13 protein-coding genes are annotated in these 13,743 nt (G+C 49.1%); 2 read left to right on the forward strand and 11 right to left on the reverse strand.

What is annotated here, in order from left to right; genetic code table 11:
• Positions 1-204: 204 nt before the first annotated feature.
• The 5 genes from trxB to idnD form a co-directional block, all read right to left on the reverse strand.
• On the reverse strand, positions 205-1,158 hold the full coding sequence (trxB, locus tag BN3349_RS04960; RefSeq protein ID WP_040976253.1) for a thioredoxin-disulfide reductase: 954 nt from the start codon (positions 1,156-1,158) through the stop codon (positions 205-207).
• Positions 1,159-1,238: 80 nt separating this feature from the next.
• Positions 1,239-2,090 (reverse strand): co-chaperone YbbN, encoded by an 852-nt coding sequence (locus BN3349_RS04965; protein ID WP_040976254.1) that lies wholly within the window; start codon positions 2,088-2,090, stop codon positions 1,239-1,241.
• Positions 2,091-2,194: 104 nt separating this feature from the next.
• Entirely contained in the window at positions 2,195-3,544 is a 1,350-nt protein-coding gene (locus BN3349_RS04970; protein WP_040976255.1) for a GntP family permease, read from the reverse strand.
• 23 nt (positions 3,545-3,567) lie between these two features.
• The gene (gene idnO, locus BN3349_RS04975; protein ID WP_040976256.1) at positions 3,568-4,332 is read right to left on the reverse strand and encodes a gluconate 5-dehydrogenase; all 765 of its coding nucleotides are present in this window, start codon (positions 4,330-4,332) and stop codon (positions 3,568-3,570) included.
• A 15-nt stretch (positions 4,333-4,347) separates the two neighbouring features.
• Positions 4,348-5,385 (reverse strand): L-idonate 5-dehydrogenase, encoded by a 1,038-nt coding sequence (gene idnD, locus BN3349_RS04980; RefSeq protein WP_040976257.1) that lies wholly within the window; start codon positions 5,383-5,385, stop codon positions 4,348-4,350.
• 253 nt (positions 5,386-5,638) lie between these two features.
• Between idnD and BN3349_RS04985 the strand changes: the two genes are divergently transcribed.
• Positions 5,639-6,160: a gluconokinase gene (locus tag BN3349_RS04985; RefSeq protein WP_040976258.1), complete on the forward strand. Its 522-nt coding sequence runs from the start codon at positions 5,639-5,641 to the stop codon at positions 6,158-6,160.
• A gap of 117 nt (positions 6,161-6,277) precedes the next feature.
• Positions 6,278-8,224 carry an ABC transporter ATP-binding protein gene (locus BN3349_RS04990; RefSeq protein ID WP_040976498.1) on the forward strand — a complete coding sequence of 649 codons (1,947 nt, stop codon included), beginning with the start codon at positions 6,278-6,280 and terminating at the stop codon, positions 8,222-8,224.
• A gap of 147 nt (positions 8,225-8,371) precedes the next feature.
• On the opposite strand, the gene BN3349_RS04995 is transcribed toward BN3349_RS04990, so the two are convergent.
• The 6 genes from BN3349_RS04995 to rsxD all read right to left on the reverse strand — a co-directional run bounded on the left by BN3349_RS04995 (position 8,372) and on the right by rsxD (position 13,743).
• Positions 8,372-9,127 (reverse strand): class I SAM-dependent methyltransferase, encoded by a 756-nt coding sequence (locus tag BN3349_RS04995; RefSeq protein ID WP_040976259.1) that lies wholly within the window; start codon positions 9,125-9,127, stop codon positions 8,372-8,374.
• Positions 9,128-9,266: 139 nt separating this feature from the next.
• The gene (locus BN3349_RS05000; RefSeq protein ID WP_040976260.1) at positions 9,267-10,634 is read right to left on the reverse strand and encodes a sodium-dependent transporter; all 1,368 of its coding nucleotides are present in this window, start codon (positions 10,632-10,634) and stop codon (positions 9,267-9,269) included.
• A 52-nt stretch (positions 10,635-10,686) separates the two neighbouring features.
• The gene (gene nth / locus BN3349_RS05005) at positions 10,687-11,322 is read right to left on the reverse strand and encodes an endonuclease III (RefSeq protein ID WP_040976261.1); all 636 of its coding nucleotides are present in this window, start codon (positions 11,320-11,322) and stop codon (positions 10,687-10,689) included.
• Between the two features lie 8 nt (positions 11,323-11,330).
• Positions 11,331-12,023 (reverse strand): electron transport complex subunit E, encoded by a 693-nt coding sequence (locus BN3349_RS05010; protein WP_040976262.1) that lies wholly within the window; start codon positions 12,021-12,023, stop codon positions 11,331-11,333.
• Between the two features lie 29 nt (positions 12,024-12,052).
• Positions 12,053-12,658, reverse strand: a complete 606-nt coding sequence (gene rsxG, locus BN3349_RS05015; protein ID WP_040976263.1) for an electron transport complex subunit RsxG — start codon at positions 12,656-12,658, stop codon at positions 12,053-12,055.
• Entirely contained in the window at positions 12,658-13,743 is a 1,086-nt protein-coding gene (rsxD, locus tag BN3349_RS05020) for an electron transport complex subunit RsxD (protein WP_040976264.1), read from the reverse strand. Before rsxD ends, rsxG begins: the two co-directional genes overlap by 1 nt.

Below are 13,743 nucleotides of genomic sequence, written 5' to 3' on the forward strand. Positions count from 1 at the left end.
GTTTATTGTTATCGGTTCAGCCTCGCCTGCGCAATGGCGTTCGGCGTTATTGCTGGGTTAGGCACTTTCAGCTAATCGCTAAAAACGGCAGCGCATATTTTGTTGTGTCGGTATGCCCGGTACAAAAATGCGCCTCACGCTCAGGCGGTTTATGCGGGAAACGTGCCGGAGCGTGAGTGAAAGTACGGTGTTTTTTATGTTAATTTATTCTTGCGCATCAAGAAAGCGCTCGGCGTCCAGCGCCGCCATACAGCCTGTACCAGCGGAAGTAATTGCCTGGCGGTAATTGTGATCCATCACATCGCCGGCGGCAAACACACCGGCGACGGAGGTGGCGGTGGCATTGCCTTCCAGACCGGATTTAACCACAATGTAGCCGTTGTTCAGGACCAGCTGATCGGCGAAAATTTCCGTGTTCGGCGCATGTCCAATTGCGATAAACACACCGTCCAGTTTGAGCTCTTCGCGCTTATCCGATTGGGTGTCTTGCAACCGCACGCCGGTTACACCCATTTCGTCGCCCAATACTTCTTCTAAAGTGCGGTTGGTATGCAGAATGATTTTACCTTCCTCGACTTTTTTATGTAAACGGTCGATCAGAATTTTTTCTGCGCGGAAACTGTCACGACGGTGAATCAGATGCACTTCGGAGGCGATATTGGCGAGATAAAGCGCTTCTTCCACAGCGCTATTGCCGCCGCCGACGACCGCCACCGGTTTATTGCGATAGAAAAAACCGTCGCAGGTCGCACAAGCGGAAACGCCGCGGCCTTTATAGGCTTGTTCGGACGGTAAACCCAGATAACGAGCGGAAGCGCCGGTGGCGATGATTAACGCATCGCAGCTGAAAGTTTGCGCATCGCCGTACAGCTTGAACGGGCGGGATGATAAATCCACGCGGTTAATATGGTCGAAGACGATTTCGGTATCGAATTTTTCGGCGTGTTGTAGCATGCGCTGCATTAATGCCGGTCCGGTAGTATCGCCGAAATCGCCCGGCCAGTTTTCGATTTCGCTGGTGGTGGTTAATTGGCCACCTTGCTGTAAGCCGGTTACCAGCACCGGTTTTAAATTGGCGCGCGCGGCATAAATTGCCGCGGTATAACCGGCGGGGCCAGAACCTAAAATAAGCAGTTTACTGTGTTTAATCTCTGACATAAAAAATCCTTTTGTTAAAAATAAGCGATGAAATTGTATCTTATATTGCGTCCATTATAAGGATTTCAACGGTAAATTCATTAATACAGCAGCGAATACAGCAATCGGCGATATTTATTGGTGACCGGATCATCGTTGCCGATTGCCGCCAGAATCGAGAGGAACTGTTGTTTGACTTCGCCGTTTTGGGCGCCGAGATCCTGGCGCAAAATGTCAAATAGCAGGTTGAGCGCTTCTTCGTTACGGTTTGCCTGATGCAACTGGAGCGCCAACTTAAGCGCGATTTCCGCACTCGGGTTGCGGCTGAAATCCGCTTGCAATTGCTGAATTTCCGGGGTGTCTGCGGCTTTAATCAATAGTTCAATCTGTGCCTGTAGCCCGTGCCAGCGGCTGTCGCGATCCTGTAACGGAATGCGGTTGAGAATTTCCTGCGCTGGCTCAATTCGTTTCATTGCAATGTAGGTTTCGGCATACAGCAGGGCGATGTCGCTGTTTTTGTGCTCGGATAATTCCCAGGCTTCTTTTAATAAAGGCAGCGCCGCAGCGTAGTCTTCCACCTGTAAAAAATCCAGCGCCTGATTAAATTTGATCTCTTCTTCTTTCGGCAAAATGACACTTAAACGCTGTTGTAGCGTCGTTTCGTCCAGCACGCCCTGAAAGGCGTCCAGCGCTTGCGCCTCTTTAAACAGGTAAGTGGTCGGCAATGCCTGAATGCGGAATTGAGCGGCAACCAGCTGTTGCGCTTCACAATCAACTTTACCCAGTAAAAACTGTCCCTGATATTGTGTGGCGTAACGTTCCAGCAAGGCGGTAAATTCCACCGATTGCGCATGGCTTGGCGCGTAAAACACCAGCACCAGCGGGGTTTGTTGCGAGAGTTGCAGCGTATCGGTGAGATTTTGTTCGTTAATTTCAATAATATAAGGTGCCATGTTAAATCCTGTCGCATTGATAAAATTGACAGGATTGTAACAAAAGTGCGGTGATTTTTGAAAAACTTTTCTGAAAACCACCGCACTTCGGCAAACGCGAGAGATTAGAGCAAGATACTGCCGATTACGGCGAGGGCGAACCCGACCAGCCCAATTAGCGTTTCCTGTACCGTCCATGTTTTTAATGTGGTTTTGGTATCCATTTCCAGAAAACGGCTGACCAGCCAGAAACCGCTGTCGTTGACGTGCGATAACACGGTGGCGCCGGAGGCAATGGCGATCACGATAAAACACAGATCAAACTGACTGAGACCGCTGGTAGCCGCGACAGTCGGTGCAATTAAGGCTGAGGTCGTGGTCAGTGCGACAGTAGCGGAACCCTGTGCGACTCGTAGCGCCGCGGAAATAATAAAGGCGGCGACAATTACCGGCATACCGGTATCGGACAGCATGGCTGCCAGCACATCGCCGATACCGCTTGCGCGCAACACGCCGCCAAACATACCGCCGGCGCCGGTTACCAATACGATGGAACAAATCGGACCAAGGGCGTTATCACAGATTTTTTCGATTTGTTCGTTGTTGCGTTGGTCTTTCAGCAAAATAATTGACACAATCAGCGTAATCAGCAAGGCAACTGGGGTTTTGCCGAGTAAACGCAGGCTTTCTACCCAAAGCTGCGAACCGTCGATTACCTGAGTAACGGAAAGCGTGTTCAGACCCGTATCAAACAAAATCAGCATTAAAGGCAGTAATAAAATCGATAAAACTTTTTTAAAACTCGGCGGGTTAATTACCGCGGTTTCGTTGATTGCGCTGGCATTTAGGAACGATTTCGGCAGCTCCAGATAAATGTTGCGCCCCAAGTATTTGCCGAACAGATAGCAGGCAAGATACCAAGTCGGAATGGCGCAAAGAAAACCGACGATAACCAGCAATCCCATATTGGCGCCCAGTAAATCGCCGGAAACTACCGGACCGGGATGCGGCGGAACGAAGGCGTGCATAACCGCGAAGGCACCGGCTGCCGGAAAGGCATAGCGCAGTACGGAACCGCCGAAGCGTTTGGCGACGCTGAAGATAATCGGCAGCATCACCACTAATCCGGCATCAAAGAAAATCGGGAATCCGAACAACAGAGAGGCGATCCCTAAGGCTAACGGGGCTTTTTCTTCGCCGAACTTATTGATCAGCGTATCGGCCAGCACTTTGGCGCCGCCGGTAATTTCCAGCAGACGACCGATCATCGCGCCTAGTCCCACCAATAAGGCTACCGAGGCCAGCGTACCGCCGAAACCGTTCAGCAGGGTCGGTAGGAGCTTATCAATCGGAATGCCGGTGGCAAGTGCGGTCAATAAACTGACAATAAACAGCGCCACAAAGGCATGCACTCTGAACTTCATGATCAGCAGAAGCAATACTAAAACCGACGCGATCATAATAAAAATCAACATAGTAAATTCCTCTTTAACTCATCTTAAACCGCTGCCAGCATGCCGCCGTCAACGAACAGCAGCTGACCGTTCACAAAATCCGAGGCAGCCGACGAAAAAAATACCGCCGCACCCACCAGCTCTTGCGGATCGCCCCAGCGCGCCGCCGGTGTGCGTTGGCACAACCAATCGGTAAATGCTTTGTCTTCCACCAAGGGTTGAGTGAGTTCGGTTTTGAAATAACCCGGTGCAATACCATTAACCTGAATATTATAGCGGGCAAGTTCCACACACATGCCGCGGGTCAGCATTTTTACCGCGCCTTTGGATGCTGCATAAGGCGTGATGGTGTCGCGCCCCAGCTCGCTTTGCATGGAACCGATATTAATAATTTTGCCCTGTTGGCGTTTGATCATATAGCGGGCGACAGTTTGTGAAACAATAAATACCGCTTTTTGATTGACCTTAACGATCTCATCAAAGTCTTCCTCCGGAAAATCACAAAACGGATGACGGCGTTGAATTCCAGCATTGTTGATTAGCACGTCAATCGGACCAATATGTCGCTCAATATTATCAATTGCCTGTCGTACCGCTGCGGTATCGGTTACATCAAAAGCGCGCGCATGCGCAGTGAGACCTTGCGCGCGCAATTTTTCCGCCGCTTGTTCGGCTTTATCCTGTGTCGTGCCGTTAATTATCACTTCAGCACCGTAGCGTGCTACGCCTTGTGCCAGAATATTACCAATGCCTCTGCTGGAACCGGTGATTAAAATACGTTTGTTTTTAAGTGAAAAAAGAGTTTCCATAAACTGTCTCTCCGTTTATGCAAAGGTCAGTTGAACCTTGGCGATTTCTGTTTTATTGCCGGCACAGTCAAGGGCTTGCCGTAATGCGGTAAAGGGGAAGGTTTTTGAGAGTAACGGACGCGGATTCACACTGCCATCGCTTAGCCATTGTACGGCGGTATCAAATTCTTTAACAAAGCGGAATGTTCCTATCCAGCTGATTTCTTTGGCGATTAACTGCATCAGCGGAAAGTCGGGTATTGCACCGCCCATGCCGATTTGTACGATGCTGCCGCGCGCTTTGGTGACATCCAGACAACGCATGAGCGAAGACGGATGACCGGAAGCCTCAAAGGCAAGGTCAAATACGCCTTTATGCTGCATATATTGGCTGAAATCATCCTGTGCCAGCAGGGTTTTATCCGCGCCCATTTGTCGTGCGATCTGCAAGCAGCGCTGACTGACGTCAGCGCAGACAATTTCTTTTGCACCTAGCACTTTTACCGCCGCGACGGTCAGACAACCAATTGGACCGACGCCGGAAATGAAAACCCGTCTGCCTTGTAACTCGCCGGCGCGTCGGGCGGCATGTATCGCCACCGCCAAGGGTTCGGCAAAGGTCATGATGTCATCGGGCGCATCGGGCGGATAGGGGATACATTGGGCATTATCCACCACTTTAAAACGGGTGAATCCGCCGTCGACATGAGGATCATACATGGCACTGCCGAAAAAGCGCATGGATTCACACTGATTGGTTTCACCGGATAAACAATATTGACATTGTCCGCACGGTTTACTCGGGTTAATGGCGACCTTTTGACCTTCATGCAGATCAGGTGCGTTGGTTTTAACGACCTTACCGATTACCTCATGCCCCAATATCATTGGCTGTTTTATGGCAAAATTGCCTACTTTGCCATGCTGATAATAGTGCAGATCGGAACCACAAATCCCACCTCGGGTAATTTGCACCAATGTTTGTCCGTCATTCGGCGTATAGACCAGCGGCTGTGTGATCACTTCAACCTGTTGCGGACCTTTTACCACACAAGAAAGCGTTTCTATGTTCATTATCCTGCCTCCATTCGATGTTTGGTTACTGGTAACATACGTACTCTAGGGGTGTTCGTAAAGCAAAATTTGATTTCATCGGTTAAATTTGTGATGAAGTTCAAGTTTTTGCTTGCGATATTACTCAGTATAGCGATTTTTGTTCATTTTTTGTGAAGTGAATCACAGAATTTAATGTTACTGGTAACTTGTTGCCGGATTTTTGTTATTGTAGCGACAAACGGACTACGGCATCAGGCTAAGGAGTACTGCGATGCGAAATGCAAAAGGTAAAAGTTTTATTCTAATGGGGGTGTCCAGCACCGGAAAAACCACGGTGGGAACGGCGGTCGCACACCGTTTGGGGATCAAACTGATCGACGGCGATGATCTGCACCCGCGCGCGAATATTATCAAAATGGGGCAGGGACGACCGCTAAACGATGATGACCGCGCGCCCTGGTTGGAGCGTATCCGCGATGCGGCATTCAGCCTTGAACATAAAAGCGAAGTCGGCATTATTGTATGTTCCGCATTAAAACGAAAATACCGAGATATGATCCGCGAGGGTAACGACAGCGTCAAATTTTTATTTCTGCACGGTGCCTTTGAGTTAATTCTTGAACGCATGCAGCAGCGCACAGGGCATTATATGAAAACGGCTATGCTGAAAAGTCAGTTCGATACGCTGGAAGTGCCGCAGGCGGATGAAACGGACGTTATCCCGATTGCCGTTGACGGGACGTTTGAAGAGGTGGTTGAACGCTGCATTGCGGCATTGAAACCTTTTTTATAACTATTGTCACCCGCACTTCATGTATCCGCGCTATCTTTGCGCCTTTGCCGCTACAAAAATGCAGCCGGAACTGATAAAATGCCGCCTGATTTTTTGCAAACGGAGTCGGGAATAACAGTGGCATTAATGAGTTTAACCAACGGCTATCTTGGGTTCGGCGATCAGCCTTTATTGGATCAAGCTGAACTGCATATTGAAAGCGGGGAGCGGGTGTGTTTGGTCGGGCGTAACGGTGCAGGCAAATCTACCTTAATGAAAATTCTGGCCGGCGATATTATGCTGGATGACGGTCGCCTGCAACTGGAACGGGAACTGGTGGTTTCCCGTCTGGAACAGGATCCGCCGCGTCATGTGCAGGGCAACGTATTTGATTATGTCGCCGAGGGAATCGGACATCTGGCTGAGTTGTTAAAAACTTATCATCAGCTTTCTCGCTTGCTGGAAAAAGATTGTAGCGACAACACGTTGAACCAATTGGCGCGGGTTCAAAGTCAGCTTGAACATGCCGACGGCTGGCGTTTCGAAAATAAAATTCACGAAGTGTTGGCGAAACTGACGCTGAATGCCGAAATGCAGTTATCCGAATTATCCGGCGGCTGGTTGCGCAAGGCAGCACTGGCAAGGGCATTGGTTTGCGAGCCGGACATATTGCTGCTGGACGAACCTACTAACCACTTGGATGTGGACACGATCGAGTGGCTGGAAGAATTTCTGTTAGGCTTTGCCGGCAGCATTGTGTTTATTTCTCACGACCGTTCCTTTATCCGCAAAATGGCAACGCGCATTGTGGATTTGGATCGTGGCAAACTGGTATCTTATCCGGGCGATTATGATCTGTATCTGACCACAAAAGAAGAAAATCTGCGCGTGGAAGCATTACAAAACGAACTGTTTGATAAGAAATTGGCGCAGGAAGAAGTCTGGATCCGACAAGGTATTAAAGCGCGTCGCACCCGCAATGAAGGGCGTGTGCGGGCGTTAAAGGCGCTGCGTGAGGAACGTCGTCAACGGCGTGAAGTGCTGGGCAGTGCCAAATTACAATTGGATAATGCAAGCCGTTCCGGCAAAATAGTGTTTGAGCTGGAAGACCTCAGCTATGACATCGACGGCAAAAAGCTGTTAAATCATTTCAGCACCACCATTTTACGCGGCGATAAAATTGCCTTAGTCGGACCGAACGGTTGCGGTAAAACCACCTTTATTAAATTATTGCTCGGTGAGATTCAACCAAGCGCCGGGACAGTGCGCCGCGGCACCAAGCTAGACATCGCCTATTTCGATCAATATCGCGCCGATCTGGATCCGGAAAAAACAGTCATGGACAATGTGGCGGACGGCAAACAGGATATTGAAGTTAACGGCGTGAAACGTCATGTGCTGGGCTATTTACAGGATTTTCTGTTTCCGCCTAAACGGGCAATGACGCCGGTTAAAGCCTTATCCGGCGGTGAGCGCAATCGTCTGCTGTTGGCAAAATTGCTGCTTAAGCCGAATAATCTGCTGATTTTGGACGAACCGACTAATGATTTGGATGTCGAAACGTTAGAATTGTTGGAAGACATTCTGACTGATTATCAGGGCACTTTGTTGATCGTCAGCCATGATCGTCAGTTTATTGATAATACCGCGACTGAATGCTATATCTTCGAGGGCGACGGTGTACTGAATAAATATATCGGCGGTTTTCACGATGCCAAACAGCAGCAAACCAATTATCTTGCAACGAAAGCGGCAGCGGCCCGCGCAGGAAAAGGTGCCACAGACGACGATAAAAGTGCGGTTCAAACTCAGAAAGTTTCTGCACCGCCGCCGAAAAACCGCTCGCTGAAATTATCCTACAAAGAACAGCGTGAGCTGGAGGGATTACCGCAATTGCTGGAGGAATTGGAACAGAAAATCACCGCACTTCAAACAGAAGTCAGCGCGCCAGCGTTTTTCCAGCAGGATCACGCTTACACCGCAGCGAAACTACAGGCACTCGCTGAGGCGGAGCAGGCACTGGAGGACGCATTTCAGCGTTGGGAAGCGTTGGAGGAAAAGGCGGCGGCAATGAAATCGAAGTAATTGCCCGATGCGGCTTGTCGCAAGTGCGGTGGAAAATTGTTGTGATTTTTTACCGCACTTTTTTATTGTGCTTTAGCGTACTTTTTGCCGCATTTTTCTGTTTTGCCTTTCTATCGCACTATGGGCGTTAAGCGACGGAACGAAGGATTATTTACGGCTGCATACTGCAATAAAGTGTAATTGTTTATGCGGATCATTAAAGACATTAAACATTTTTTTGAATGTCGCGCGGTTTTCCGCTTTCAGGGCATTTTTAATGATTTTCAGTGTGCCGAAAACGCCTTCGTCATAAAGCATGCCGCGTGGCGACAGCAGGGTCATATCGCCGCTGAACGTGTCGATATTAGCGAATCCGGCGTCGCAAAATACCTTTTTCCAGCCCGTTTTACTCAGCGGTGTCACGCTGATATTAATTGCTTCCCGCAGCTGTTGTAGCACCGCTTCACCGTCTTCGACGGTCAGCATGACATCATGAGTCAGCAGAAAACCGCCCGGTTTCAGCACGCGATAATATTCCCGTACCGCTTTGATTTTTGCTGCCGGTGGCAGCATGGTTAGCATGGCTTCATTGATTACAATATCAAAGGTGGCATCATTAAAGGGCAATGACATGGCATTAGCGCGCTGAACGTGGATCAAATGCTGTAAATGCTGCGCGTTGATCTTGGCACGGGCTTTGTCTAGCGCGGTCTCATCTAGATCCACCCCTTCAATGTGACAGCCGAAACGTTTTGCCAGCCCGATTGCGGTGGTTCCCATATTGCAGGCGACTTCCAGCACTTGTTTATCGCGGCTAAAATCGCCGTTGCCAATCAGCCATTCCGTTGCCTTTCTGCCGCCTGGGCGCAACCGCGTTTTGCCTAAACGGGCGAGAAAATGATGGCCGACTTCTTCTTTTTTCATGTATTTCGTCCTCTTGATGATAATAGTTGACTCAATATATCAGATTTAGAACAAATGTAGTAATGATATTTATTCTTATTCACGAAAGGGGAATCACATGGCGGGCAGGGCGGTTGAGATGCACAACCGCCCTTCTGAGTTACATCAGATTGCTGATAAAAATCAACAAGATAATTAACGGTACAACGAATTTCACGTAATGAAACCAGATTGTCGTAAATACGGAATTCGGGCAGGGAGACAGTTCTTTTTTGGCGTCCTCTTTCAGTACGAAACCAACGAAGATCGCACAGCCCAAGGCGGTGAGCAAAAACAGAATATTGCCGCTAACATAATCAAAGGCGTCGAAAATACTTTTGCCGAAAAACGTGACGTTTTTCAGCAGATTGTCGCTTAAAATCGACGGAATGTTGCCCAGCACGAAAATACCACCCAATGTCAGCGCGATGGCTTTGCTGCGCCGCATTCTGAGTTTTTCCTGTAAAGCGGTGATAATCACTTCATAAATGGTAATGGAGGTGGTTAAGGCGGCGATAAGCAGCAGACTGAAGAAAATGACGGCGAAAAAACGTCCCGCCCATAAATGGGAAAATACAATAGGCAGGCTCTGAAAAACCAGCGTGGGACCGGCATTAGGTTCGATTCCAAAGCTGAATAATGACGGAAAAATCATGAAGCCGGCGAGTACGGCGATGATTGTGTTGGTAAAACCGGTGATAATTGCGGTTTGAATCAGATTTTCCTGCTTGCTGAGATAGCTGGACAAGGTCACAATCACACCGAAGCCTAAACTTAAAGCAAAAAATACTTGCCCCAATACCATAATAAAAAGTTGTGCAGTGATTTTGGAAAAATCCGGTTTTAAATAATACACAATGCCTTCCATTGCGCCCGGCAAGGTAATGTTGCGAATAACCATACCGATTAAGAACACAAACAGCAACGGCATCAGGTATTTTACTGAACGTTCAATACCGCCGATAATGCCTTTAGCCAGAATAATATAGTTGACCGCCACGAAAAGGAAAGTGTAAAACATAATTTCCAACGGGCTGTTGCTGATATGCAGATCATAGAAGTTTTTGGCGATATCTTTGCTGATCGGCTGCGAAATATCAAGATTGCCGCCGATCAGATTGATGATATAGCTGATCACCCAGCCGCCGAGCACCATATAATAGGCCATAATGCCGAAAGCGCCGAGCAACCCCATATAACCAATGAGTTTCCAGCCTTTAGAAATGCGTTTGCTTGCCAGTCTGTCGCCAAACGCATCAATAGAATTGACCCGCAGACGACGACCGATAACGTTTTCCACTAAAATCATCGGAATACCGATGACCAGCATCGCAATGCAGAACAGCAGCACATACGCACCACCGCCGTTTTCACCGACCAGATAAGGGAAGCGCCAGGTGGCGCCGAAGCCGACGGTGGCACCCGCTACCGTCATTACATAAGTTAATCGGCTCGACCAAGTTTGTCTTTCTGTTGTTTTTGTTGTCATAATATTGCCTTAATGCGTTAATAATTATGCCGTTTACGGCGCAATCGGTCGATTAAATATCGGTTTTTTCTTTGTATTCGCACAAATCTTCAATAATGCAGGAACCGCAACGTGGTTTTCTGGCAACACAGGTATAGCGACCGTGCAGAATCAGCCAGTGATGAACGTCCAGTTTGAATTCGTCAGGCACGACCTTAAGCAGTTTTTGCTCCACTTCCAGCACATTTTTGCCGGGTGCAAAGCCGGTGCGGTTGGCGACGCGAAAAATATGGGTATCTACCGCAATCGTCGGATGACCGAACGCGGTGTTTAATACCACATTGGCGGTTTTGCGCCCAACGCCCGCCAGCGCTTCCAGCGCTTCACGATTTTGCGGCACTTCGCCGTGATGTTTTTCGATCAAATCACGGCAGGTTTTGATGATATTCTCCGCCTTGCTGTTATACAGTCCGATGGTTTTGATATAGCCTTTCAGCTCTTCCACTCCGAGAGCCAATATAGCCTGCGGCGTATTGGCGACCGGAAACAGTTTGGCGGTGGCTTTGTTGACGCCTTTATCAGTGGCTTGCGCCGATAGAATGACGGCAATCAGCAGCTCGAAGGGCGAATGATAGCACAGTTCGGTGGTCGGTTTAGGGGTATGAGCCCGTAACCGGGTCAGAATTTCAATGCGTTTTTGTTTATTCATCTTTACAATTATTTGCTGTTATGATCAATGATGTTTTTTACTGCCAGCATTAGCCCTAAGCCGATAAATGCGCCGGGTGGCAGAATTGCCAGCAAAAAGCTGCTGTCCGCATGGAACAGTTCCAGATGCAGCACCGTTGCCCAGCTTCCCAACAGATTTTCGATTCCGTCAAACCATTTGCCGGTGCCAACGATTTCCCGTAGACTGCCGAGCACAAACAGGCTCAGACTCATTCCCAGCCCCATGGAAAAACCGTCAAACAGAGAATGTAGTATGCCGTTTTTCGAGGCAAACGCCTCAGCGCGCCCGATCACAATGCAGTTGGTGACGATCAGCGGGATAAAAATGCCCAACGCTTGATAAAGTGTGTAGGTATAGGCGTTCATAACCAGCTGTACCATGGTGACGGTGGTGGCGATAATCATGACATAAATCGGAATGCGGATTTCATTGGGAATCTGTTTGCGAAACACGGCGATCACCGTATTGGTACAGATTAGCACCAGCATGGTCGCCAGCCCCAGCCCCAGCGCGTTGGTTGCCGTATTGGATACCGCCAGCAGCGGACAAAGTCCGAGCAACTGTACCAGCGTTGAATTATTTTTCCAAACACCCTGAATAAAAATATTGCGCCAAACTGAATGTTTTTGCACCGCACTTTCGGGCGTTTCAAGTGCGGTAGTTTTTTCCGAAGTTTCCATTGTCGTGTTTTACCTGTCGCTATCCTGTGTTATTCCGCCTTATTGTGCTGGATAGCCTCCAGCAAGGCAAGTGCCGAGCGTTTCACCTGATTGACCACCGCACGTGGCGTAATGGTGGCGCCGGAAAATTGATCGAACTTGCCGCCGTCTTTTTTTACCGCCCATTCCGCTTGATTGTCGGCGGAAATACGTTGATGGGCAAAGGCGAGAATCCAGTTGGATACGCGGGGTTCGATTTTATCGCCCAATCCCGGGGTTTCCTTATGTTCAATTACGCGCACGCCCAGTATTTCGCCCTGCGCTGTCATCCCGACCAATAAACGGATATTGCCCGAATAACCGTCCGGCGCAGTGGTTTCAAAGGCATAGGCAACGGTTTTGCCATTTTTGTCGGCATGGCAGAGCTTATCAATATAAGGAATCTTGCCTTTGATGTCTTGACAGCTTTGCGCCAAATCGTTATCGAAATTGTCTTGCACAATCACCTGTTGCAGAAGTGTTCGCTGCTGTTGCGCAACGGCATGATCGATTTTATCTTTCGTTAAAAAATAAACGCCGCTGGAAAGTGCGGTGCAAATCAGCGCAATCAATCCCAACAGCAAACCGTAACGGCTACTGACTTTAATAAGCTGCATTATTTCCCCCTTTTAGCCGCATGACCGGCAACGCGTGGTCGGGTATAGTGATCGATCAGCGGCACGCAGATGTTGGTCAGCAAAATCGCGAATGCCACGCCATCGGGATAGTTGCCGTAAAAACGGATGATGCACACCAGACAACCCGCTATGGCGCCGAACAGCAGTTTGCCTTTCGGCGTGATTGATGCGGTGACCGGGTCGGTGGCGATAAAAAATGCGCCAAACATGGTTGCGCCGCTGAACCACTGCCATAACGGGTCGGTAGCCAAGGGGGCGAACCAGTGAAACAGACTGAACAGAAAAATTGTAGCTAAAAAAGCCACGGGAATATGCCAGTGAATAATTTTTTTCCAGATCAGAAAAATGCCGCCCACCAGAAAGCACAGATTCACCTGCATCCAGCCGATCCCCTGCGGCAGGCTATTGTCGCCCACAGGCAGCATGCGCTCGAAAATCGGCGATAAGCCAATCTGCGCGAGGTTTTCGGTGGCATGTTTGCCAGCAGTTTTCAAGGTATCCAGCGGCGTGGCTTGAGTAATGCCGTCAATCGAGGCGGTTAATTGATGTAGGCTGAATCCGTCGGTACTGAAACCGGTAAAAATCAAGGCATAGGCATCAGCAAAGGTCGGCGGTTCGTTAAGCAATTGGATCGGCGGCAGCCAGGTGGTCATTTGCAGCGGAAAAGACACCAACAGCACTACATAACCAACCATGGCAGGATTAAATAAATTCTGCCCCAGACCGCCGTAAACATGCTTGCCGAGGATTACCGCGCAGCCGACGCCGAGCAGAATGATCCAATAAGGCGCATAGGGCGGGATTGCCATTGCCAGAATAAGTGCGGTCAGAATAACACTGAAATCGCCGATATAAAACAAGGCGGGTTTGCGACGTAACAGCGTCACGCCGAATTCTAGCGCTAACCCGAAGGTAACGGCAAGTGCGGCTTGAATCAGCACGCCGAAACCGAAGTAATAGAGTTGGGCGCACAGTGCGGGCAGCATGGCGACGATAACCCATAACATAATCCGAGCGGTAAGTTTGCCCGAATGCGTATGGGGTGAACTGATCATTTTAAACAT

Source organism: Necropsobacter massiliensis (genome assembly GCF_000827595.2).
GTDB lineage: Bacteria > Pseudomonadota > Gammaproteobacteria > Enterobacterales > Pasteurellaceae > Necropsobacter > Necropsobacter massiliensis.

Bases quoted from the DNA above. Each gene is read 5' to 3' on its own strand.
- rsxD (WP_040976264.1), bottom strand. From the start codon at position 13,743: ATGTTTAAAATGATCAGTTCACCCCATACGCATTCGGGCAAACTTACC.
- idnD (WP_040976257.1), bottom strand. From the start codon at position 5,385: ATGAACATAGAAACGCTTTCTTGTGTGGTAAAAGGTCCGCAACAGGTT.
- BN3349_RS05010 (WP_040976262.1), bottom strand. From the start codon at position 12,023: ATGGAAACTTCGGAAAAAACTACCGCACTTGAAACGCCCGAAAGTGCG.
- idnO (WP_040976256.1), bottom strand. From the start codon at position 4,332: ATGGAAACTCTTTTTTCACTTAAAAACAAACGTATTTTAATCACCGGT.
- BN3349_RS04965 (WP_040976254.1), bottom strand. From the start codon at position 2,090: ATGGCACCTTATATTATTGAAATTAACGAACAAAATCTCACCGATACG.
- nth (WP_040976261.1), bottom strand. From the start codon at position 11,322: ATGAATAAACAAAAACGCATTGAAATTCTGACCCGGTTACGGGCTCAT.
- BN3349_RS04995 (WP_040976259.1), bottom strand. From the start codon at position 9,127: ATGAAAAAAGAAGAAGTCGGCCATCATTTTCTCGCCCGTTTAGGCAAA.
- BN3349_RS05000 (WP_040976260.1), bottom strand. From the start codon at position 10,634: ATGACAACAAAAACAACAGAAAGACAAACTTGGTCGAGCCGATTAACT.
- BN3349_RS04970 (WP_040976255.1), bottom strand. From the start codon at position 3,544: ATGTTGATTTTTATTATGATCGCGTCGGTTTTAGTATTGCTTCTGCTG.
- BN3349_RS04985 (WP_040976258.1), top strand. From the start codon at position 5,639: ATGCGAAATGCAAAAGGTAAAAGTTTTATTCTAATGGGGGTGTCCAGC.
- rsxG (WP_040976263.1), bottom strand. From the start codon at position 12,658: ATGCAGCTTATTAAAGTCAGTAGCCGTTACGGTTTGCTGTTGGGATTG.
- trxB (WP_040976253.1), bottom strand. From the start codon at position 1,158: ATGTCAGAGATTAAACACAGTAAACTGCTTATTTTAGGTTCTGGCCCC.